We start from the raw sequence: 21,071 nt of genomic DNA on the forward strand, positions 1-21,071 counted from the left end.
GTTAAAAAGCCAAAGCGAAAATAATTCATTTTGAAATATTTATTGCAATAAATGTGATTTTCGTGTAGAATGATTGTTTGTAACTGATAAAAAATTCATTAGTATGTAATTTTGCAGAATGGAGGAAAATATGTGGAAGAAGATTGTTTTATCACTTCTCATAATAATTAGTGGCGTTGCCGGTTTTTTTGTGGCAAAAGCACAGGTTACTTTCAATAATACATTAAATCATGTAAACCGTGACTATGATACAGCACTTAAGAATGTTGATTTGAGTGGAATTAAAGTTAATTCTGATGATGATATTGTAAATATTCTTGTAGTCGGAAACGATTACAGAAAAGAAAAGGGTTATGATGCCAGCGGACTTACTGACACTATGATAATAGCAACTATGGATATGAAACACGGTATGCTCAAACTTACTACGCTTATGCGTGATATGGTTGTCGATATACCTGGACATGACCCTAATAAATTAAATTCTCCAAATTCATTTGGCGGAATTGAACTTCTCTACAAAACGATAGCACAGAACTTTAACATTGAGCTTGACGGATATGTTGAAGTTGGATTTGAGGCATTTGAGAAGATTGTCAATTCGGTTGGCGGAGTTGAAGTTGAACTTACTGAATCAGAAGCAAATTATTTGAATACAACAAACTATATTTCTAAGAAGAAATACAGACATGTAAAAGTAGGAAAGCAGATTCTTAACGGAAATCAGGCACTTGGATACTGCCGTATAAGAAAAGGCGGAACATTTACCGTTACAGGACTTACGGACGATTACGGACGTACATGGAGACAGAGAGCAGTTATAACTGCGGTATTTGACAAAGTTAAGGCACTGCCTGCAACTAAATGGCTTGAGATTGCCAATAATGTACTTGACGGATATGTAACAACTGACTTAAGCAATGATAAAATTCTTGAGTATATCACAGATGTAGTGAAGATGGGAACTACAAAAGTTTATCAGCTTCAGATTCCTGTAAACGGATATTATAGAGCTTCAGCGAGCGGAGAGTACAGCTGCGGTTCTTCAATAGTCATGACAGATGGAGTAAACTCTACAAGAGACAGCAGTGCAAATGCCGAAGCATTAAATAAATTTATATTTGATTACAACGGTAAAAAAGCATTTAAATATGGCACATTTACAGCAGAGCAATAAATATGTTTTAATGATACATTAAGCAAGCACAATAAACATGTTTTGATGGCAGGCATCCGTCGTTTATGACGGACAGCCTGCTTTATCTTGTGTTAATTTAACTGAAAGTCATTGATACATTACACCAGTTTTTTTATAAGTAAAAGCATATAATCGAAAAATGATGATTTGGCTATGGCTTCGGAAGTATATATAGGGATTTCTTTTATCTTTTTATCATCGAGCAGATAAACTATTTTTCCTACTTTTTCATTATTTTTTAAAGGTGCGTTTACGGTCTTTTTCAGATAGACTTTTCTTGAAATTTTATCCGAACTTTCATTGTTAACAAGAATATATTTAAAATCTTCCAAAGTTTTAAGTTTTATTGCATTCTTTTTTCCACCATTTATTTTTAATGTCTCAGGTATTATTTTAGAAGTTTTTTCGGAATAGTTTTTGCAAAGAGAAAACCCGTAGTCTAAGAGTGAGGCTGCTTCGCTGAATCTTTTTTTGGGGTCGGGTGCCGCCATCACAACCGCGGTGAGACTGATACCGTTTCTTTTAGCTGTAGCACTCAGACAATATTTGGCTTTTGATGTCGAACCTGTTTTAAGACCTGTGATACCGTTGTATGTCCTAATAAGTTTATTTGTATTGGTAAGTCCGAATTCTTTTTCGCCATTTCTTGTCTTATGTGTTATCGTATCCATCCAAGCAGTAGAATATTTAGAGATTTGAGGATGTTTTGTGATGAGTTCCCTTGACATGAGGGCAACATCGTACGCACTTGAAAAATGACCTGACTTTATGGAGTCGTCAAGACCATTGCAATTTTTGAAATTACTGTGTTTCATGCCAAGCTTGTGTGCCTTTTTATTCATCATTTTTACAAAGTCGGTTTCACTTCCGGCAATGTATTCAGCCATGGAAACTGCTGCATCGTTTGCACTTGATATGGATATACATTTTATCATGGTATCAACAGTCTGGATTTCACCAGGTTCAAGAAAGACCTGTGAGCCACCCATAGATGCGGCATACTCACTTGTGCTGACCTCATCATCAAGTTTTATTTTACCTGATTCAAGGGCGTCAAAAATAAGATTTAAAGTCATTATTTTTGTGATACTCGCGGGAATCATTTCTTTGTCTTTGTTTTTGCTGTATAATATACGTCCGTTGTTGTTCTCAATAAGAACTGCTGACTTTGAGGAAATATTAAGTGAATTGTTATTGGCATTATCTTTAGATATAATATTTTCTTTTATGTAATATTCATTAGAATGAAGTATTTGTCTGTTATTACCGGATACGGAAACAGCCATTGAAACAAATAAAGAAAATGAAATAAAGATGGAAATACATTTTTTCTTAAACATATGCCGTTATCCTTTTATATCGAAATTATATGTATTACTAAATATTTATTCGTGATTTAACATAATATTACAACAAAAGCAACTTCAAACACTGCTTAAAAAATTCACGGAGAAAATAATTCGTTGTTTTTAGGTGTAGCAAAATCCGGTTATTTTGTGTATAATAGTTTTCAGTGTAATTATGAAGAGTATAAGTCTGTCACCTGTTTTGAGATGACAGAAGAATGGAGTATTATAATGACAAGTAAACAGAGAACAGAATTAAAAGCGCAGGCAATGAAGCTTGACAGCATATTTCAGATAGGAAAATCAAGCCTTACACCGCAGTCTATTGAAGCTATAAGAGCGGCACTTAAAGCGAGAGAGCTTATAAAAATAAATGTGCTTAAAAATTGTGATGATGATACAAACGAACTTGCAAATCTTATTGCTGAGAGAACAGGAGCAGAAGTTGTGCAGGTTATAGGTAAGAAAATCATACTGTACAAACAGAATATGCAGAAACTTGAAAAGCGCCGTCTTGCGGAAAAGAGAGCTGAAAAGAAAAAAGAAGCAGCAAAGAAAAGAGCAAGAGAGAATAAGCGTGGCACAAAATCAGAGTGGACAAGAGCAGACAGTTTAAGAAAGAAAAGCCAGGCAAAAAAGAATAAGTAACATTTTTTGAAGTACGGAGGCAGTTTGATATGAGCAAAATCGGTATTATGGGTGGAACATTCAATCCGATTCATCGTGCACATGTGGAGATGGGAAAGGCATGTCTTGACCAGCAGAACTTAGATAAAGTTTTATTTATGCCATCTAAAAATCCTCCACACAAGGAAAAAAAGGATATACTTTCTGATAAGGAAAGAGCCGATATGGTTAAACTTGCGTTGTCGGAGTATGATGAATTGGAATTTTCCAATTTTGAATTATTAAGGCAGGGGACAACGTATACTGCCGATACGCTCAGACTGCTTCAAAAAGATAATCCGGAAGATAAATATTTTTTCATAATGGGTGCGGATTCGCTTTTGTATCTTGATGAGTGGTATAAACCGGACGAGATTATGAAAAGGGCTGTCATACTGGCTATAGGACGTGACTGTTCGACCAAATCAGAGTTAAGCGAAAAAAAGAGAGAACTGATTCAGGAATTTCCATATGCGGATATAAGGTTTGTGGAGATGGAGCAGATGCCTATAAGTTCGAGTGAAATAAGGCAGAGCATCGCCAACGGAGAGAATGTGGAAAAATATCTTGACGGTGAAGTGTGGAACTATATTTGTGACAATCATTTGTATAAAATGAGGTAAATAGAAACATGAAAGATGAATATAATAAGATAAAAGAGAAACTCAGTAAAAAACTTTCAGTAAAAAGATTTGACCATACAATAGGTGTAAGCTATACTGCAGCGGCAATGGCAATGAGATACGGATTAAATGTTGACAGGGCGGCAATGGCAGGACTTTTACATGACTGTGCAAAGTATATGACAGATGATGAACTTATCGAAAAGTGTACAAAGTATGGAATAGAATGCTCAGAGACGGAACTTAGAAACGGGTATCTTCTGCACGCAAAACTCGGAGCGTATTTATCAAAAGAAAAATATGGAATTGAGGACGAAGAAATATGTTCGGCTGTAAGATACCATACGACAGGAAAACCGGCTATGTCAGTTCTTGAGGCGATAGTTTTTACTGCGGATTATATAGAGCCGGGAAGAAAAGTGCTTTCAAATTTTAAATTGATAAGAAGCATGGCTTTTGTAGATTTGGATGAGGCTGTTTATCTTATACTTAAAAATACATTGTCATATTTAAATGACGAAAAGGAAGCAGAGCAAAGCCAAAAAGAGATAGATAAACATTCAGTTGAAGCGTATAAATATTACAAAAAAATCCATGATGAAAAAGTTGGACATTAAAAGTTAAATTATAGGAGGAATAGAATGACAAAACAAAAGGAAATGGCAAAAATCGCTTACAATGCACTTGATGAGAAAAAAGGTGAGGATATAAAAATTATTGATATATCAGAGATTTCCATTATGGCAGATTATTTTGTGGTCGCAAGCGGTTCAAGCACGACACAGATACAGGCTCTTGTAAAAAATGTTGAAGAAAATCTCCACAAAGCAGGATGTGTTATGAAAAGAATGGAAGGTGACAGAAACAGCTCATGGGTACTGCTTGATTTTGGAGATGTTGTTGTACATGTCTTTAACAGAGAGGACAGATTGTTCTATGATTTAGAAAGAATATGGTCAGACGGTAAGATAGTAGAACCAGAGAATTTATAGTTACTGCTCATACTTGCAATATAAAAAATAGTCGAACATTCTCTTGAACATACGTTTGACAATGCGGAACAAATGTGCTAAAATTAGTTAAATAAATTAAATTCGGGAGGATGAATTATGGCAAAGGAAAGAATATCTGCAAAGCAGAAAGAAATACTTGACTTTATTAAATCTGAAATTTTAAATAAAGGATATCCGCCTGCTGTACGTGAAATATGTGAAGCAGTAAATCTTAAGTCTACATCATCAGTGCATTCACATTTAGAGACACTTGAGAAAAACGGATTTATCAGAAGAGACCCTACTAAGCCGAGAGCTATTGAAATTATAGATGATGATTTTAACCTTGTCAGGAGAGAGTTGGTAAATGTACCTATTATTGGTTCTGTTGCTGCGGGAGAGCCGATTTTTGCCGAGCAGAATGTAGAGGGTTACATGCCTGTTTTACCGGGAGATATGCCAAAAGGTGAAGCGTTTATTCTTCGTGTCAAGGGTGAAAGCATGATAAATGTCGGCATATATGACGGTGACAAGGTATTGGTACATAAACAGAATGTAGCGGAAAACGGAGAACTTGTTGTTGCACTTGTAGATGATGCAGCGACAGTAAAGACATTCTACAAGGAAGACGGTCATTTCAGACTTCAGCCGGAAAATGATACTATGGACCCTATCATAGTAAATGATGTTGAAGTACTGGGCAAGGTTGTCGGTTTATTCAGAACATATCATTGATGAAAAAAGATGTTACCATGCAGATACGGTAGCATCTTTTGCACAATAAACAGGAGTGGCAGGTTATATGAATCGTATCAGGGATGATATTAAAAAGAGAGAGTTTCATAATTTATATCTTTTGTATGGTGATGAGGAATATCTGAAAAGATATTACAGGGAAAATCTCAAATATTGTATATTAGAAGACAGTGACGATATGAATTTCTCGAAGTTCGAGAATAAGGGGATAGATTTAAATGAAGTGCAGTCTATAGCAGATACATTGCCGTTTTTCAGTGAGCACCGTCTTATTATCATTCAGGACAGCGGATTGTTTAAGTCATCAAATGATTTTACGGACTATCTTGAGCATATGCCCGACAGCACGATTATTGTTTTTGTGGAAAAAGAGATAGACAAGCGAAACAAATTATACAAGTATATAAACAAAAACGGTATTGCAGCAGAGATAAAAGTAAAGGATTCTGAGGAAGTTTTAAATTGGGCTGCGAAAAGGCTTAAAGAGTCGGGAAAAGTCTTTACAAGAAAGACGATGGAGTATTTTCTTCAGAGGGTTGACAACAACCTCTATAACCTGTCAAATGAAATCGAAAAGATAGCCGCATACACAGCGGGAAGAGAAGAGATTACGATAGCAGACATTGATGCCGTTTGTCCGGCATATCTGCAAAATCATATTTTTCAGATGGTAGATGCAGTGGGAGTGGGAGATACAGATAAGGCATTGAAATTATACAATGAACTTATTGAGTTAAAAGAAGCACCGTCGTATATCCTGTATATGTTAATCAGACATTTCAATATACTTTTGCAAATCGGGTCTATGGGAAATGCACCAAAGAACCAGGTTGCATCCAAGATAGGTATATCTCCGTATTTTGTAGGAAATTATCAGAGACAATCGTCACGTTTTTCCGGAAAACAGCTAAAACAGGCACTTGACAACAGTCTTGAAACAGAGCAGAAATTTAAGACAGGTGTCTTAGATGACCAGATAGGAGTAGAGTTATTGCTGATAGAGCTTATCAGAATGTGATAATTCTGTGATAAAGATATATACTTAGTTGTTATTTTTTGCATAGTGTGATAACATTGTACCAATGACTACATTGCATCCGGTACAACGAAAAATAAGTTAATCTTTATACCGGGCTGCAAGGTGAAATTTAGGAGGAAAAACGATGTGGTGTCCAAAGTGTAAAACTGAATATCGTGATGGTATAACAGTATGTGCAGATTGTGGAAGTGAACTTGTTGAAGGTACAGCAGATGATTTTGATGTTATTGAAATCTGTGATCTTAAAGACGAGGAAATGGCTGAAAACTTTATTGAATATCTTGAGTATTCAAAAATTGAAAATGCCAAAAAGGTTATAAAAGATGGTGTTGCGATTGTAACGGTGCCATCAAGATATGAAAAGCAGGTTGAGAAGCTTTTTAAAGGCTATCAGCTTGCATTAGAGGAAGAAAAAGAGAAAAAGGAAGAAGAGGCAAGAAAGCTGGAAAAAGAAGAAATTTCCGATGATTTAGAGAATGAAAGTGATATTTCTGACGAAACGGCTGAGATCTCAACGTCTGAGGAAAATGCAGAGATTGAGGAAGAAAAAAAGTCTCTTGACGATGAAAAAACGGATGCCTGGGATATAGAAAAAGATGAAAGTGAAGCTGATGAAAAACTCGTTGAAGAAGATGATTTGCATGACAATGTAATTACTGATGATGAGATAGAAGAGGATACGGCTGATATACTCTACACACCGTCAAAGGCGTATGTAAAGAAAGAGGACGAGTATAAAGACGTTAAGTTTTCCGGATATACATTTGTGGTCTTTGGTGTATTAGGTGCAGTTTATCTTGTACTTTGTAAATTGGATATTATTCCGATTGACTACAATATATTTATCTTTTGTGTACTTGCTGCCATGTTTGCCGGATTTATCATTATGGGACTTGTCTCAGTTATAAAATCAGGTAAGATTAAACTTCAGATACCTGAAGAAGAAATCATGACAGAGAAGATAAACGCATGGCTTGATGAAAACATAACTAAAGAGAGAGCAGAAAAGTGGATTGATGATACAGTGTCAGACGAAGAAAATGACCTTATTATCACAGCACATATACGTTCTATTCTCATAAAAAAATATCCGGATTTAGATGTTGCATTTATAGAGATGCTTACGGAAGAGTTTTTTAACTCACATTTTATTGAAGAAGATAATTAGGGTGAAATAAAAAAAGAGATGATTTGAAAAGCTGAGAGCTTCAAATCATCTCTTTTTAGGAAATAGTATTAAATAAAAATCAGTCTATGCCGATTATTCATAGTTTGTTTTTTGTTTTATAGTTTTGTACTTTTATATTTTTTATAATGCTGTAGTTTGACAGTTCCACAATTCTATGGTTCTACAATTTTACAATTCTATACCATTCTCTTTGAGGAGTTCTCTTGCGCTTTCGATTGAGTCCACACCGGTTTTGTTTTTAATAGGTGCAAATTCTTTACGTCTTTCTACCTCAAATGGGAGGCATGTATCAAGCATGTGTATCATGTCAAGGATAAGTGTTTCAAATTTGTATCCGTTTGGAGTTTCAGGCTTGATAAAATCACCGTTTTCATCCATATAAGGAATTTTCTTTTCAACAATGTGAAGTGGAAGTTCATTGTTGCATATATCCTCAAGTTCAGGCTCATGGAAAAGATAATTGAGAATAACTCCAAAGTTGTATGCAGGTTCGCCGTTTTCATCTTTTGTGTTTCTGAGCTCTTCTGTCTGCTCGTAGTATTCAACAATAGATGGTCGTCCATCTTCAAGACACATAACGCCGACTTTTTCATCAGGGTCAGCTTTTCTTACAACTTTTGCACCAACAGTACATTTCTGGTCTATTGTTGCACCTATAAAGCATGGGTCAGCGATTCTTTGAAGAACATTGTCCACTGCAAATACATTGAGCCATTCGATTTTTACTTTGTGAATAATATCTACAATGCCTGCATTTTGCATAGATGAGAACCATCCGCCGTTTCCGTTAGGTGATGTTGCAACTTTGCTTTTTGATTCCATGTATACTTTGCCTTCATAAGTTGCAGCAGGAGCCATGTCCTGTTTGAAAAAGTGAATATATTCAGGATTGTAGGTAAAGTAGTTTTGCTCTTTGAAAAATGTTGTTGTTGCTTCGTGGTTTTTATCGCTTGTCATGACAAAAAGATGAACCCATACACCAGCTTCGTCAACGACGTCAAGAAGATTTCTTATAATCCTCTGGAAGATGTATACAGGTTTTGTGATACCTATGTCATACATTCCTTTAGGATTATCTGAACCAAGACGTGTTCCCATGCCTCCAGCTAAAAGAACTGCACCGACTTTTCCGGCACGGATAGCTTCAAGACCAAGTGATTTGAAGTGTTCTTTTGAATTGTTGATTTCGTCTAAAGTCATAGCTTTTATAGGGGTAATAACACCTCTTTTATCATTGCCTGCTTTTTTAATGATTTTTTCGGTGACAGAAAAATCTGTTTCATCGATTTGCTGTAATAATGCTTTTTTTTCATTCTCAGGTAATTCATCATAATATTTAAGAACATGTAACTGTTCATAGTTTTCAAGTTTCTTTTTTGCGTTTTCAAAATTCATCAAATTTTCGTCCTTTCTCCATGAGTTTAATTTTATTGTAATGCTTTCTGCTGCACTGTGGGAGTGAGCAGTAACACTGCAACGATATTATACATAAAATCGTGGAACTATGCAATTGACTTATGTAAAGTGTCGGAATATAATTAGAAAGGAATATTTGTGTTCGCAATGTGTGGGTGAACAGCGACAAAAGGATTATTGGTGGATTGGGAAAAGATGGGAGGAAAATAGTTTATGTTCGGAAGAAAGAAGAAAAAACAGGGTACTGATATGACATATTATTATTTGGATGCGCTTAAAAATAAACAGATTCCGATATTAGTGCTTGATCAAAAATGGCATGAACTGTTTCCAGATCACAGAAAAACTGATGAGATAAGGAAACTGGAGCAAAAGCTGCTTGATTTGATAAAACAGCAGGGGCAGTCAACAAATGATTTAAAAGAGTATGAAAAAGCTAAAAAAGTTATTATGGACAATATAGTCAATAACATGACCGACGGATATGAACCTGAAGCGGAAATGAAGCTTAAAAAGCAGGAAGCCAATCAGAAAATGCTTGACGAATTGAACCAAAAAACTTTTGAGGCAGAGGATTTGCAGCACAGGCTTCCGGCAGAGATACAGATTGCAAATAAAGAATTGCTTATTGCCTGTATGGATGTTTGTTATAAAGAACTCACAGAGAATACTATCGTTATAGAAGAACTTGATGCATGGATAAATGCAGCGAGAGAAGAACTGAAAAACAGGATTCTGGCAAAACAGGACAGAGAGATGAGAAATACTGAGCTGTATAAATACATGCACAATTTACTTGGTGCAAAAGTAGTGGAAATATTTGATAAAAATAATCATGTATGGAAGGGAAATGTTGAAGAGAACATTTCAAAATAAAAATTATGAGTGAGATTATTGGGATTGGAACAGATGTTATTGAGATAGACAGAGTCATCAGTTATTGTGAAAAGAATAGTTTTTTTAATAAATATTATACAGAGGCAGAACGAAAAATAATTGAAAAAAGAAAAAATCGTGCCGCCACTAATTTTGCCGGAAAGGAAGCTGTAGTCAAAGCTTTTGGAACCGGCTTTTTAAATTGTATGCCGGGAGATATAGAGATACTCAGGGACGATTTCGGAAAACCGTATGTAAATCTTTTAGGCCGTGCGAAGAAACTCGCAGAAGACAGAGGTATTGTTAAAATACATATATCATTAAGTGATACTGACAAAATTGCAACAGCCTTTGTAGTTGCGGAGGGGGAGTAAAAATGAAGTATATAACTGATGCAAAAGAAGCAAAGCAGATAGACAATATTTCGATAAATGAAATAGGGATACCATCACTTGTTTTGATGGAAAGAGCTGCATTAAGTGTTGTTGATGAAATTCAAAAAAAAATTATTGGGAAGTTAAAGTCAATCAGTAAAAGAAACGATGAAATAAAGGTACTTGTGGTCGCCGGTATGGGAAATAATGGCGCTGATGGAGTGGCAGTGGCAAGGATGCTTATGCATAACGGAATAGAGACTGATATAAAGCTTGTTGGGAATATTGAGCATGCCAGTGACGAGATGAGAAAACAACTTGGGATAGCAAAAAAATTGGAAATATCTTTTGTCACGAATATAGAGGATAAGGAATATGATATTATAATAGATGCAATTTTTGGAATTGGTCTGTCAAGAGAAATAACAGGCGGATATAAAGAAATTATTGAAAAAATAAATGAGAGTAAATCATATATTGTATCAGTAGATATTTCTTCGGGAGTTGATGCTTCAAGCGGAAGAATATTGGGCATTGCAGTAAAATCAGACATGACAGTTACATTTGGGACATTAAAAAGAGGAATGATAATGTTTCCGGGGGCGGGATTTTCAGGTGAAATAAAAGTGAGAGACATAGGCTTTCCAGTGGAGGCTGTTGAAAGTGTATCTCCAAAGGCATATACATTTGAACAAAAAGATATTAACGAAATGATGCCGCAGAGAAAAGTAAGGACGAATAAGGGAAATTATGGAAAAGTGCTTGTAATAGCGGGATGCGAGACAATGTGCGGAGCATGTTATTTTAGTGCGGCGGCAGCATACAGAGCCGGGTGTGGTCTTGTGAGAATACTTACCGCAAAGGAAAACCTGCAGGTATTGAAAACGAAACTTCCTGAGGCGATAATCGGAAGTTATGATGAAGAGTTTGAAGATGGTATAGACTTTACACCTAAAAAAGAAGTCGAGGAAGCAATAAATTGGGCAGATGTCATTGTAATAGGTCCGGGACTTGGAAAAAGCATGAAAGCAAAAATTCTTGTAAAACGAATATTAAAAGTGACAGACAAGACAGTTGTCATAGATGCGGACGGAATAAACATGCTTGCCGAATTTATAAAAGAAGGAGAGTGTAGTATTGACAGTCTTGGAACGAACTTTATACTCACACCTCATATAAAAGAGATGAGTAGGCTTGCAAATAAAACAACCGACGAGATAAAAAACGACATGTCTTATTTTGTCGCAGCACAGGCATATTGTACGGTTGTTTTAAAGGATGCAAGGACAGTTGTCGGCGAGGGAAGGGATGTTGAGAAAAGAAAAATGTATATAAACATGTCAGGGAACAATGCGCTTGCAACAGGTGGTTCGGGAGATGTATTAAGCGGAATTATAGCCGGTATAGCAGCTCAGGACAGAGAAAAGAAGCCGTCACTTGCAGCCGCACTGGGAGTGTATATTCATGGCTTGACAGCGGAAAGATATACTGAGACAAAAAGCAGATACAGCATGACAGCATCAGACATTATAGATATGTTACCGCAGGTTATGCCTGAATAAGAATTAAAAATAAAACAGAACAAAAGGAGGCTCATGGAAATGAGTACTGACAAGATTAAGGAATATTATAGGGTAAAGGCAGAGATAAACCTTGACGCAATACACGAAAATGTAGCAAATGCAAAAGCATTAACAAAGCCCGGCACAAAATTGATGGCTATAATAAAGGCAGATGCATACGGACATGGCGCAGTTATGGTGGCACATACACTTGAAGATGTGGCAGATGCATACGGCGTGGCAATTCTTGAAGAGGGAATAGAGTTACGACAGTCAGGGATAAATAAGCCGATACTTATACTTGGATATACGCCGGCACCGCTTTACCCTGCAATGATAAAATACGATATAGCGACAGCGGTATTTGAGTATGACATGGCAGAAAAAATGTCAGAAGCGGCAGAAAAAATCGGAAAAAAAGCTAAGGTTCATATAAAGCTTGATACAGGAATGAGCAGAATAGGCTTTAAGCAGGATGATGAAAGCCTTGAAGTGATTAAGAAAATCGCAGAACTTCCAGGAATAGAAATCGAAGGTTGCTTTACGCATTTTGCAACAATGGATGAAAAAGACAAGACAAAAGCCATGAAGCAGTTTGAAAGATATATGGATTTTGTAGAGAGAATAGAAGATGTAGGCATTAAGATACCTGTAAAACATGTATCAAACAGCGCAGGAATTATTGAAAAACAGGAAGTAAACCTCGATATGGTCAGAGACGGAATATGTGTATATGGAATGTATCCTTCTGACGAGGTAGATAAAACAAAGCTTAAACTTACACCTGCGATGGAAATAAAATCTTATGTTTCATTTGTAAAAACACTTGAAGCCGGGGTTGAAATAGGTTATGGCGGAACCTATATTACAACAAAACAAACAACAGTTGCGACAATTCCCGTAGGATATGCAGACGGATATTCAAGAGCATTGTCAAACAGAGGCAGAGTGCTTATAAAGGGAAAAAGTTTTCCTATAATCGGCAGAATATGCATGGATCAGTTTATGGTAGATATAAGTGAACTTCCTGAAATAAAGCAGGGTGATGAAGTTACACTGGTTGGCAGAGACGGCGATGAGTATATATCAATAGAGGAAGTGGCAGATATGTCATATTCATTTAATTATGAATTTGTCTGTGATATAGGAAAAAGAATACCGAGAGTATATTATAAAGGCGGAAAGGCAGTTGCAACAAAAGACTTTTATCCAGAGTATTAGTGTACTTTATTACTTGCCTGTTTTTGCGATTACATTATAATAAAAGCCTCGGCATAGTAGAGAAATTATGTTAAAAATTGAAAATCTCCGGCTGGAGTAAAAAAATTCATGCTTTTGAGAGACACATATGTATAAAAACGATAAAGATGGAAAGAAATAACATTACAGGATGCATAAAGAATTACATAAAAGTGCAATTCCGGATTACGAGTGATTGCAGGAGTATTTCTTCTTGACTTTCAGTCGGGAAGCATTCCTTGCTTTCGTTCGGTCAGATCCAATTTATGAGCGATTGCAGGAGTACATCTTCCTGACTTTCAGTTGGGAAGCAACCCTTGCTTTTACTCGGCCAATTCCAGATTATTGTGATAGGAGCGTGGAAGTTTTGAATATAAAGCGAGGAGATATATATTTTGCAGATTTAAGACCGGTTGTGGGTTCAGAACAGGGGGGAATACGCCCTGTACTTATAATTCAGAATGATATGGGAAATAAACATAGCCCGACTGTAATATGTGCAGCAATAACATCAAGGATGAATAAAGCAAAATTACCGACACATATTGCACTTGAAGTAAACAGATATGATATTATAAAGGATTCAGTTATACTTCTTGAACAGATTAGGACTATAGACAAATCGAGACTGCGTGAAAAAGTCTGTCATTTGGATGACGAAATACTTGAAAGAATAAATCATGCACTGTGCATAAGCCTTGCATTAGAAGAAAGCTGTTTAAGATGAGTGATATTAGGAAATATAAAGCAGGCAGAAGTATAATCAGAATCAGACGAAGCAGTTTTTATTTACGGAAGTGAGGAAAGAAAAATATATGAAAATAACACTACTGACAGTAGGAAAGATAAAAGAAAAATATTTTACCATGGCAATATCTGAGTATAAAAAGAGACTAAGCAGATATTGCAAACTTGAGATAATAGAAGTAGCAGACGAAAAAACACCAGACAACGCCAGTGAGCATGAGGAAGACCTAATCAGAGCAAAAGAGGGCGATAGACTGGCAAAATACATAAAAGACGGGGCTTATGTCATATCACTTGCGATAAACGGAAAACAGCATTCGTCGGAGGAATTTGCAGATAAGATAGACAAGCTCGGCATAAACGGAGTAAGTCATATTATTTTTATAATCGGGGGTTCGATAGGCATTGATAAAGACATTCTTAAAAATTCAAATGAACTGTTAAGTTTCTCAAAAATGACTTTCCCACATCAGCTTATGAGAGTGGTGCTGTTGGAACAGATTTATAGGGCGTATAGGATAAATGCGGGTGAACCGTACCACAAATGACCGAGCTATATGAGCGAGGGATGCTTCTTGCCGAAGGGCAAGAAGATGAAGATAAGAAAAAGTTAAATAACTCGAAATATAGAGGAGATTATCATGATTGGCGATATTGTAAAAGTAGTGGTTGATAGACCGCTTGGAAGTTATCATCCTGAGCACAAGGATATGTATTATCCAATCAATTATGGATATATTGAAGGGATAATTGCTCCAGATGGAGAAGAACAAGATGCATATATTATAGGTGTAGATAAACCTGTAAAGGAATTTGTTGGTAGAATTATTGCAATAATTCATCGTAATGACGATGTAGAGGAAAAATGGGTTGTTGCACCACATAATTTGTTGTTTACGAAAGAACAAATATGGGAAAAAGTAATGTTTACAGAACAATATTTTAATTCTGAAATAATAATATAAATTGAAATTTTTGAAACTGAAAAATAGTATTTTATGAGGAGAATTGTGTGGAAGCGTTGCCCTATCGTATTATATTTGAGCAACTTCACAATGGACATCCTTGGAATGCACTGGAGAATGATGAATTTCTTATGAAATTGAGAGCTGTGGCGAAGAATAAGAAAGGTTCATTATATCCAACGACAGCCGGACTTCTGTTCTTTGGAGAAGCGTACCACATAACGGATGTTTTTCCTAATTACTTTTTAGATTATCGGGAAGAAAAAGTCATGAAAGCATCTCAACGCAAGAAACAATGGAATTGTGTGAATATAAAACACGAGCAGGCGCACGTAGGTTACCGGATACAATTAAAGGATTATCGGATACTTACTGGATACTGGTAGCTATTATTGCTCACCTATTGGATACTTATTATCACACAGATTTAATGCAAGGATTATTGACTTAGTTTTTGATGATGCTATGATGGCCATTAATGATTCACAATTTTGTATCGACTTGGATGACGGCGTGAAGAAAAACTATGCAATTTTCCAAGAGGTTTTGGCTAAAATAAAGTAAAGGAGGGCTTGCGTATGATAGTAGATGAGAAGATTAAAAATTCCAATGAGCTTGAGTTTGCCGTATTTTGCATTGAAAATGTTGCAGCAAAGCTGGGCGTGAATGCAGAGCGTGTCTATCAGGCATTTACCGAAAAGAGCGATATTCTGAACGGTTATATTGTGCCTGAATATGAAGTGCTGCATACCCAGAGCCGAGAATATATCGTAGATGACCTCATTGATGTGATAAAGGAAAGGGGTGTGGAAGTATGATTCTCTATCATGGTTCTTTTTTAGAGATTGCACGGCCGGATTTGGTTCATTCCCGCCCTAACGTAGACTTTGGGCGTGGCTTTTATGTCACAACTTTGTACGAGCAGGCTGCAAAGTGGTGTGGTAAATTCAAACGCCGAGGAAAAGACGGCATTATTTCAAAATATGAATATGATGAGAGCCGAGAAGACGAACTGAAAGTTTTGAAATTTGACTTCTATTGCCGAATCTGCAAATTTGTTTTCGTACAGAAAAAGCATTGTCTTTGTTGCATTTTGAAGGGAGTGAAACACTATGACAGCGAATCCGATTTTGCTTCAGAAAAAGTATAGCCGTGTCATTGAGTGCTTTGCCAAACAGCAGGGACTCTCACTGGATGCGGCATTGGATTTCTTTTATCATTCCGAAGTTTATCAGCTGATACGGGACGGGGTATCGGATATGCACTGCATGAGTGACGCATATTTGGCAGATGAACTGGAACAGGAATATAGTAAGAATATGGAATAATACAAATCGGTGTTTATGGAGGATTACAAAATGGCAAGAGCAAAATATCAAGTATTAGTTATTCCGTATCATGTCGAAAAGGAAAATATAAAATATTGTATTTTTAAAAGAAGTGATATGGATGCTTGGCAATTTATAGCTGGTGGTGGGGAAAATGAAGATGAGACTGTAATAATTTCAGCAAAACGAGAAGCCTATGAAGAGGCTAATATAGATAAGGATTGTAAATATGTTTCTCTCGATACTCAAAGTAGCATACCAACATACTGCTTTAAAGAAGCGAGACAAATATGGGGGAAAGATTGTTTGGTTATTCCAGAATATTCATTTGCTGTTATGATAGATAACACAATTCTAAATTTGTCTCATGAACATACAGAATATGACTGGGTTGATTATGAAACTGCAATAAAAAGACTTAGATACGATAGTAATAAGACCGCATTATGGGAACTAGATAATAAAATTAAATTAGGAATATTATGATAAACAAATACCAATTTGACAATTGTGTTAAGGAGAAGATAAAAGATGGAAGTAAAGTTTTATGATAAGGTTAATGATAATCTATTGAAGTTTGCTGTGATTATTTCTAAAGCAAATGGTAAATGGGTATTCTGTAAACATAAGGAAAGAGATACATATGAAGTGCCAGGAGGTCATAGGGAAGACGGTGAGTCAATAGATATGACTGCCAGAAGAGAGTTACAAGAAGAAACAGGAGCAATTGATTTTTCCATAGAACCTGTATGTGTCTATTCAGTTATTGGCAAGAACCGTGTAAATGCTACGGGAGAAGAAACATATGGAATGCTATATTTTGCGGATATAACAAAGTTTGAAACTGAGTTACATAGTGAGATGGAAAAAGTTGTCTTATTTGATGAGTTACCAACTGAATGGACATATCCTCTTATTCAACCACTATTGATTGAGGAATATGAAAGACGAATTTAATCGTAAATCGTAATGGCATTTATATCAAATACCTTAAATATTATTGCGATAGTGGCACAAAAAGATAATAATGAGAAATATAAGAAGATGAGGAAAAGATTTAGAACAATCGGAATTTGTAAGGGACAGAAACTTTGCAACTTAAGGAGGAAATGGTATGGGAAATATTATAGGAGCAATTACTTTGGGAATTGTAGCTGTAGTGTGCTTTATTTTTAGTTATTTGCAATTTAATGAAAAAGGTTTCTTGTTTAATAATGCTTATATTTATGCTTCCAAGGAAGAAAGAAAAGTTATGGATAAAAAGCCACATTATAAGCAATCGGGAATTGTTTTTCTGATGATAGGAATTATTTTTACAATCAATGCGGTTGATATGATTCTTAAAACAGGATGGTTATTTTATGTGGTAATAGTTATTGCAATTATTGCCATTATATATGCGATTGCATCATCGGTTATTATTGAAAAGAACAAAAAATAAATTCCAGTTTGTTGGCATAAAAAATATTTACAGTAAAATTAGATACATAAAACACATATTATTATAAAAAGGGTAAAGAGCTATATGTTCTTTATCCTTTTTCATATTTTTAAGGAAGGAGAGTGCGAGTAGTGAGTGAAATATCACAGGGAAGAATATTTGGCTATGCCAGAGTATCATCAACGGAACAAAATTTAGACAGACAACTGGCAGAGTTGGTAAAATATGTTCCAGAGGAAAATATTGTTACTGATAAGCAATCAGGCAAAGACTTAGAGAGAGGAGGATATCAGGCATTAAAAGGACGGTTTGGATTGCGTAGAGGTGACACACTATACATTATGAGTTTAGATCGTCTGTCTAGGAATAAGGCAGATATTAAAGCGGAATTGCAATGGTTCAAGGATAACGGTATCAGATTGATGATTCTTGATTTACCAAGTTCCATGATACAAGTACCAGAAGGATAGGAATGGATAATTGAAATGATAAATAACATTTTGATTGAAGTATTGTCAAGTATGGCGGAGCAGGAAAGATTAACAATCAGAAAGCGTCAAAGGCAGGGGATTGATGCTGCAAAGAAGAAAGGAAAACATCTAGGCAGACCATTCATAGTACCAGATAATTACGAACAGATAATGATGAAGTGGGAACAGCAGGAAGTAGGAACTTTAGAAGCTTGTAAGTTGTTAGGAATATCTAAAACCACATTTTACAGATTACAAAAACGCAATAAAAAATAGTGTACCAAAAGGTCATATTGTTTTGGAACTAGTACCAAAATATAAAATGAACCTTTTGGTACACTTTTTTGATGGGATTAACATAGTATCAAAAGGTGTACCTTTTTGAACGGTAATAGAAAGGAAAACGCAATGGATGAATTTAAATTTAACGTAGAGACTACAGTAATAGGAACATCAGACGGAAAAGAAACATTTGAGGTACGCAAGCAATATAATGTAGAGGGTAAATCAGCAATAATACTAGCACTATACCCTACAGTATCATTGTTGAATCCTATGAATACAGATAATAGCACGAACTATCTGCTAAATCACGCTCATGAACTGGGATATAACGATATCAGGATTATCAATCTATATAGTACGGTATTCAAGGCAAAACCATCAACAAAGCGTTTGCATGAAAGTGATGAAAATATGAAACACATTCAATCATTACTAACAGAGTTAAATCCAAAGGATACTGATTTTGTAAAGAAGAATGCTACTACTAATCTGATAAAATATAAGATATTACAAATGTTGATTAAAAATGGATGGGAAAATTCAGTAAAACATATCATAACAGATACTTTGGAAGATGATAACCAGATAGCTCCTCATATGTTATGGTTGGCTTTGCATTGTGCGTCAGAATCATGGTTTGTTGTAAAATGCCCTGTTAAACAGATATTAGAAGAAATATCACCAAAAGATGATGTTGTAGAAGTGCCTGTGAAGAATAAACAGACTCGTAAGAAGACTGTAAAATCAGGTGAATAATTATATTACTCAAACTTCGCACATAAATTTTAGCTATGCACCTTGAAAATTCAATATTTGGCAGTTATTTAGTTGTCAATGTTCAGCCTTTATGCAGCCTGCAGTCATATTTTCATCATAGTAGGAAGTGCATCCATAAATACATTCGCCAATTCATTGATTTTTTCGTCTGAAAGTTCAGTGTTATCTGAAAGCATTGTTCTGAACATTTGAAGCAGCATTTGAAAAGCCTGTATCCATGTGATATCAGATATTTCGTCAGAAAAGTATAAAAAGAGCTCCCCAAGTGACCGGTTATCATTGGATTCCCGGCTTTCCAGTGACAGCATCATATATCGGGTGAAAACAACTGCGGTATGTGCAGTCATTGCATCATAGGACAGAGAATTACATTCTCTGCTCAAGTTAAGGTAGCTTTTGCATACCTTGAAAAATACCTCTATATCCCAGCGTTTTCCATAAATCCGGATGATTTCATTTTCATCCAGATTTACATCTGTGGAAATGAGACAGAGATATTCCTTGCGTTTGTTGCGATTGCGGACATAAACTACTTTGGCAGGAATGATGTCCCCATCATTCACTACATCAACCATAACAGAAAGCAGATATCTTGATCTTCCTCGTCTCTTTTTATTTCTGTTGTAAATGGAGATTAAAGACATATCTTCACCATCGTAGCGAAAAAACATTTTTGGAGATTTTTTCACCATTCCGATTACATCTAAATCCATTCGTTTGACAGCATGAAGGGTGCTTGGAGATGAAAACCAGCTGTCAAAAAGAACATATTTTGCCGAAATTGCAGCTTTTTTAGCAGTTTCCAGAAGTGCAAGCATGGCATGGGTTCCCTTTTCCATAGACAGCTTTCTGCGCCTGTAACCAACGGTTCTTTTGTCTACCTCAGCCGCTTCATTGATACGCTTCTTTTTGTTTTATGTAGAAAGAAGAATGCTGTTTACCGGCAAAAATGTACTCCCATCTGACCATCCAAGAGTAAGCATTCTAAATCCGAAGTGATATTTATGTTTTGCGTGGTCATAGACCTTTGCAAGAAGCTCAGCCTTTTTAGAACGGTTATGTTCAAACATGGAATCGTCTATAATAAGAACATTGGCACGGTCTTCAGAATCCAGTGGAAGAATAGCGTTGTTTATGATTCTGGATGCAAGGATTGTAGTAAAACGCATCCAGTTAATTTGAACCATCTTCATGAAACGATACACGGTATCTTTTGCAAAATTAGGTGTGTTTTTTCCTGTCAGCAGACTCATATACATACTTCTGTTGGAGAAAATCAACAGAAACATGTATTGAAAAATCTCCGTTACCGGAGTGCCTTTCCTTTTATAGGCATTGGCAGCTTTCAAGGCTGAGGAAATATGAAACCTTGTAAAAAATCGTTTGATAGATTTAGAAATCTGCTTATCATTTTGAGACGCTTGTGTTATACTTTTATTCATAGCATGAGCCTCCGGTTTGTAATTGTTTTTTGGCAACTCAATTATACAAAAACCATTGGTTTCATGCTATTTTTATGCCAGTTATTATTGAATTTTCAAGGTGCATAGGCACATTTTAATGTGCGAAGTTTGAGTATATTATCTGTAATGAGAGTAAATCCAGTTGCTTGAGTGGTATTAGTAGCTGGATTTTTTGAGAATGATTGTTCGATACAAAAATATGAATTAAAGCTGGATTGAAATATATATCATATAATAGAATGAACCTTCGGGTTCATTCGAGGTCATGATTACTTGCTAATCATGGCTTTTTTCTTTTGTAAAGGAACATAGAAAACTG

At 35.7% G+C, this 21,071-nt stretch carries 24 protein-coding genes and 3 pseudogenes; 24 read left to right on the forward strand and 3 right to left on the reverse strand.

Annotation, left to right across the window (positions count from 1 at the left end):
- Window positions 1-130: 130 nt before the first annotated feature.
- Window positions 131-1,177 carry an LCP family protein gene (locus ACZLXV_RS03710; RefSeq protein ID WP_022225837.1) on the forward strand — a complete coding sequence of 349 codons (1,047 nt, stop codon included), beginning with the start codon at window positions 131-133 and terminating at the stop codon, window positions 1,175-1,177.
- Between the two features lie 119 nt (window positions 1,178-1,296).
- Here ACZLXV_RS03710 and ACZLXV_RS03715 read toward each other — a convergent pair whose 3' ends face one another.
- Entirely contained in the window at window positions 1,297-2,538 is a 1,242-nt protein-coding gene (locus tag ACZLXV_RS03715) for a D-alanyl-D-alanine carboxypeptidase family protein (protein ID WP_482382518.1), read from the reverse strand.
- 237 nt (window positions 2,539-2,775) lie between these two features.
- Here ACZLXV_RS03715 and yhbY point away from each other — a divergent pair.
- The 7 genes and pseudogenes from yhbY to ACZLXV_RS03750 all read left to right on the forward strand — a co-directional run.
- Window positions 2,776-3,051: pseudogene (gene yhbY / locus ACZLXV_RS03720) on the forward strand (ribosome assembly RNA-binding protein YhbY); the annotation flags it as partial.
- Window positions 3,052-3,221: 170 nt separating this feature from the next.
- Window positions 3,222-3,833 carry a nicotinate-nucleotide adenylyltransferase gene (gene nadD / locus ACZLXV_RS03725; protein ID WP_022225840.1) on the forward strand — a complete coding sequence of 204 codons (612 nt, stop codon included), beginning with the start codon at window positions 3,222-3,224 and terminating at the stop codon, window positions 3,831-3,833.
- Between the two features lie 8 nt (window positions 3,834-3,841).
- Window positions 3,842-4,450 (forward strand): bis(5'-nucleosyl)-tetraphosphatase (symmetrical) YqeK, encoded by a 609-nt coding sequence (yqeK, locus tag ACZLXV_RS03730; protein ID WP_022225841.1) that lies wholly within the window; start codon window positions 3,842-3,844, stop codon window positions 4,448-4,450.
- A 24-nt stretch (window positions 4,451-4,474) separates the two neighbouring features.
- Window positions 4,475-4,825, forward strand: coding sequence for a ribosome silencing factor (rsfS, locus tag ACZLXV_RS03735; protein ID WP_022225842.1), 351 nt, complete (start codon window positions 4,475-4,477; stop codon window positions 4,823-4,825).
- A gap of 117 nt (window positions 4,826-4,942) precedes the next feature.
- Window positions 4,943-5,560 (forward strand): transcriptional repressor LexA, encoded by a 618-nt coding sequence (gene lexA, locus ACZLXV_RS03740; RefSeq protein WP_022225843.1) that lies wholly within the window; start codon window positions 4,943-4,945, stop codon window positions 5,558-5,560.
- 67 nt (window positions 5,561-5,627) lie between these two features.
- Window positions 5,628-6,599: a DNA polymerase III subunit delta gene (holA, locus tag ACZLXV_RS03745; RefSeq protein WP_367334889.1), complete on the forward strand. Its 972-nt coding sequence runs from the start codon at window positions 5,628-5,630 to the stop codon at window positions 6,597-6,599.
- A 145-nt stretch (window positions 6,600-6,744) separates the two neighbouring features.
- Window positions 6,745-7,788, forward strand: coding sequence for a hypothetical protein (locus tag ACZLXV_RS03750; RefSeq protein WP_482382519.1), 1,044 nt, complete (start codon window positions 6,745-6,747; stop codon window positions 7,786-7,788).
- Window positions 7,789-7,977: 189 nt separating this feature from the next.
- Here ACZLXV_RS03750 and ACZLXV_RS03755 read toward each other — a convergent pair whose 3' ends face one another.
- Window positions 7,978-9,204, reverse strand: coding sequence for a UTP--glucose-1-phosphate uridylyltransferase (locus tag ACZLXV_RS03755; protein WP_482382520.1), 1,227 nt, complete (start codon window positions 9,202-9,204; stop codon window positions 7,978-7,980).
- Between the two features lie 234 nt (window positions 9,205-9,438).
- Between ACZLXV_RS03755 and ACZLXV_RS03760 the strand changes: the two genes are divergently transcribed.
- The 16 genes and pseudogenes from ACZLXV_RS03760 to ACZLXV_RS03835 all read left to right on the forward strand — a co-directional run bounded on the left by ACZLXV_RS03760 (window position 9,439) and on the right by ACZLXV_RS03835 (window position 19,268).
- Window positions 9,439-10,101 carry a hypothetical protein gene (locus ACZLXV_RS03760; RefSeq protein WP_482382521.1) on the forward strand — a complete coding sequence of 221 codons (663 nt, stop codon included), beginning with the start codon at window positions 9,439-9,441 and terminating at the stop codon, window positions 10,099-10,101.
- Window positions 10,102-10,106: 5 nt separating this feature from the next.
- The gene (acpS, locus tag ACZLXV_RS03765; RefSeq protein ID WP_482382522.1) at window positions 10,107-10,475 is read left to right on the forward strand and encodes a holo-ACP synthase; all 369 of its coding nucleotides are present in this window, start codon (window positions 10,107-10,109) and stop codon (window positions 10,473-10,475) included.
- Between the two features lie 2 nt (window positions 10,476-10,477).
- Complete coding sequence (locus tag ACZLXV_RS03770; protein WP_482382523.1) at window positions 10,478-12,037, forward strand: NAD(P)H-hydrate dehydratase; 1,560 nt, start codon at window positions 10,478-10,480, stop codon at window positions 12,035-12,037.
- A gap of 39 nt (window positions 12,038-12,076) precedes the next feature.
- A complete protein-coding gene (gene alr / locus ACZLXV_RS03775) occupies window positions 12,077-13,258 on the forward strand; it encodes an alanine racemase (protein ID WP_482382524.1) in 1,182 nt (393 codons plus the stop codon).
- Window positions 13,259-13,649: 391 nt separating this feature from the next.
- A complete protein-coding gene (locus ACZLXV_RS03780; protein ID WP_482382536.1) occupies window positions 13,650-14,003 on the forward strand; it encodes a type II toxin-antitoxin system PemK/MazF family toxin in 354 nt (117 codons plus the stop codon).
- A gap of 88 nt (window positions 14,004-14,091) precedes the next feature.
- Window positions 14,092-14,571, forward strand: coding sequence for a 23S rRNA (pseudouridine(1915)-N(3))-methyltransferase RlmH (rlmH, locus tag ACZLXV_RS03785; RefSeq protein WP_367334895.1), 480 nt, complete (start codon window positions 14,092-14,094; stop codon window positions 14,569-14,571).
- Window positions 14,572-14,664: 93 nt separating this feature from the next.
- Entirely contained in the window at window positions 14,665-14,988 is a 324-nt protein-coding gene (locus tag ACZLXV_RS03790) for an inorganic diphosphatase (RefSeq protein ID WP_022225854.1), read from the forward strand.
- 47 nt (window positions 14,989-15,035) lie between these two features.
- Window positions 15,036-15,374, forward strand: coding sequence for a DUF8451 domain-containing protein (locus tag ACZLXV_RS03795; protein WP_022225855.1), 339 nt, complete (start codon window positions 15,036-15,038; stop codon window positions 15,372-15,374).
- Between the two features lie 192 nt (window positions 15,375-15,566).
- A complete protein-coding gene (locus ACZLXV_RS03800) occupies window positions 15,567-15,806 on the forward strand; it encodes a DUF3791 domain-containing protein (RefSeq protein WP_022225856.1) in 240 nt (79 codons plus the stop codon).
- Complete coding sequence (locus ACZLXV_RS03805; RefSeq protein WP_482382525.1) at window positions 15,803-16,138, forward strand: DUF3990 domain-containing protein; 336 nt, start codon at window positions 15,803-15,805, stop codon at window positions 16,136-16,138. Before ACZLXV_RS03800 ends, ACZLXV_RS03805 begins: the two co-directional genes overlap by 4 nt.
- Window positions 16,101-16,316 carry a DUF3791 domain-containing protein gene (locus tag ACZLXV_RS03810; protein ID WP_022225858.1) on the forward strand — a complete coding sequence of 72 codons (216 nt, stop codon included), beginning with the start codon at window positions 16,101-16,103 and terminating at the stop codon, window positions 16,314-16,316. The genes ACZLXV_RS03805 and ACZLXV_RS03810 overlap by 38 nt, the downstream gene beginning before the upstream one ends.
- Window positions 16,317-16,346: 30 nt before the next feature.
- Entirely contained in the window at window positions 16,347-16,802 is a 456-nt protein-coding gene (locus ACZLXV_RS03815; protein ID WP_022225859.1) for an NUDIX hydrolase, read from the forward strand.
- Between the two features lie 45 nt (window positions 16,803-16,847).
- Window positions 16,848-17,273, forward strand: a complete 426-nt coding sequence (locus ACZLXV_RS03820) for an NUDIX hydrolase (protein ID WP_482382526.1) — start codon at window positions 16,848-16,850, stop codon at window positions 17,271-17,273.
- 157 nt (window positions 17,274-17,430) lie between these two features.
- Entirely contained in the window at window positions 17,431-17,757 is a 327-nt protein-coding gene (locus tag ACZLXV_RS03825; protein ID WP_482382527.1) for a DUF3784 domain-containing protein, read from the forward strand.
- 131 nt (window positions 17,758-17,888) lie between these two features.
- A pseudogene (locus tag ACZLXV_RS03830) lies at window positions 17,889-18,503 on the forward strand (recombinase family protein).
- A 105-nt stretch (window positions 18,504-18,608) separates the two neighbouring features.
- Window positions 18,609-19,268, forward strand: coding sequence for a DUF1643 domain-containing protein (locus tag ACZLXV_RS03835; protein WP_482382528.1), 660 nt, complete (start codon window positions 18,609-18,611; stop codon window positions 19,266-19,268).
- Between the two features lie 104 nt (window positions 19,269-19,372).
- On the opposite strand, the pseudogene ACZLXV_RS03840 reads toward ACZLXV_RS03835, so the two are convergent.
- Window positions 19,373-20,731: pseudogene (locus tag ACZLXV_RS03840) on the reverse strand (IS4 family transposase).
- Window positions 20,732-21,071 lie beyond the last annotated feature (340 nt).

The sequence above is a fragment of the Butyribacter sp. genome (genome assembly GCF_056818865.1).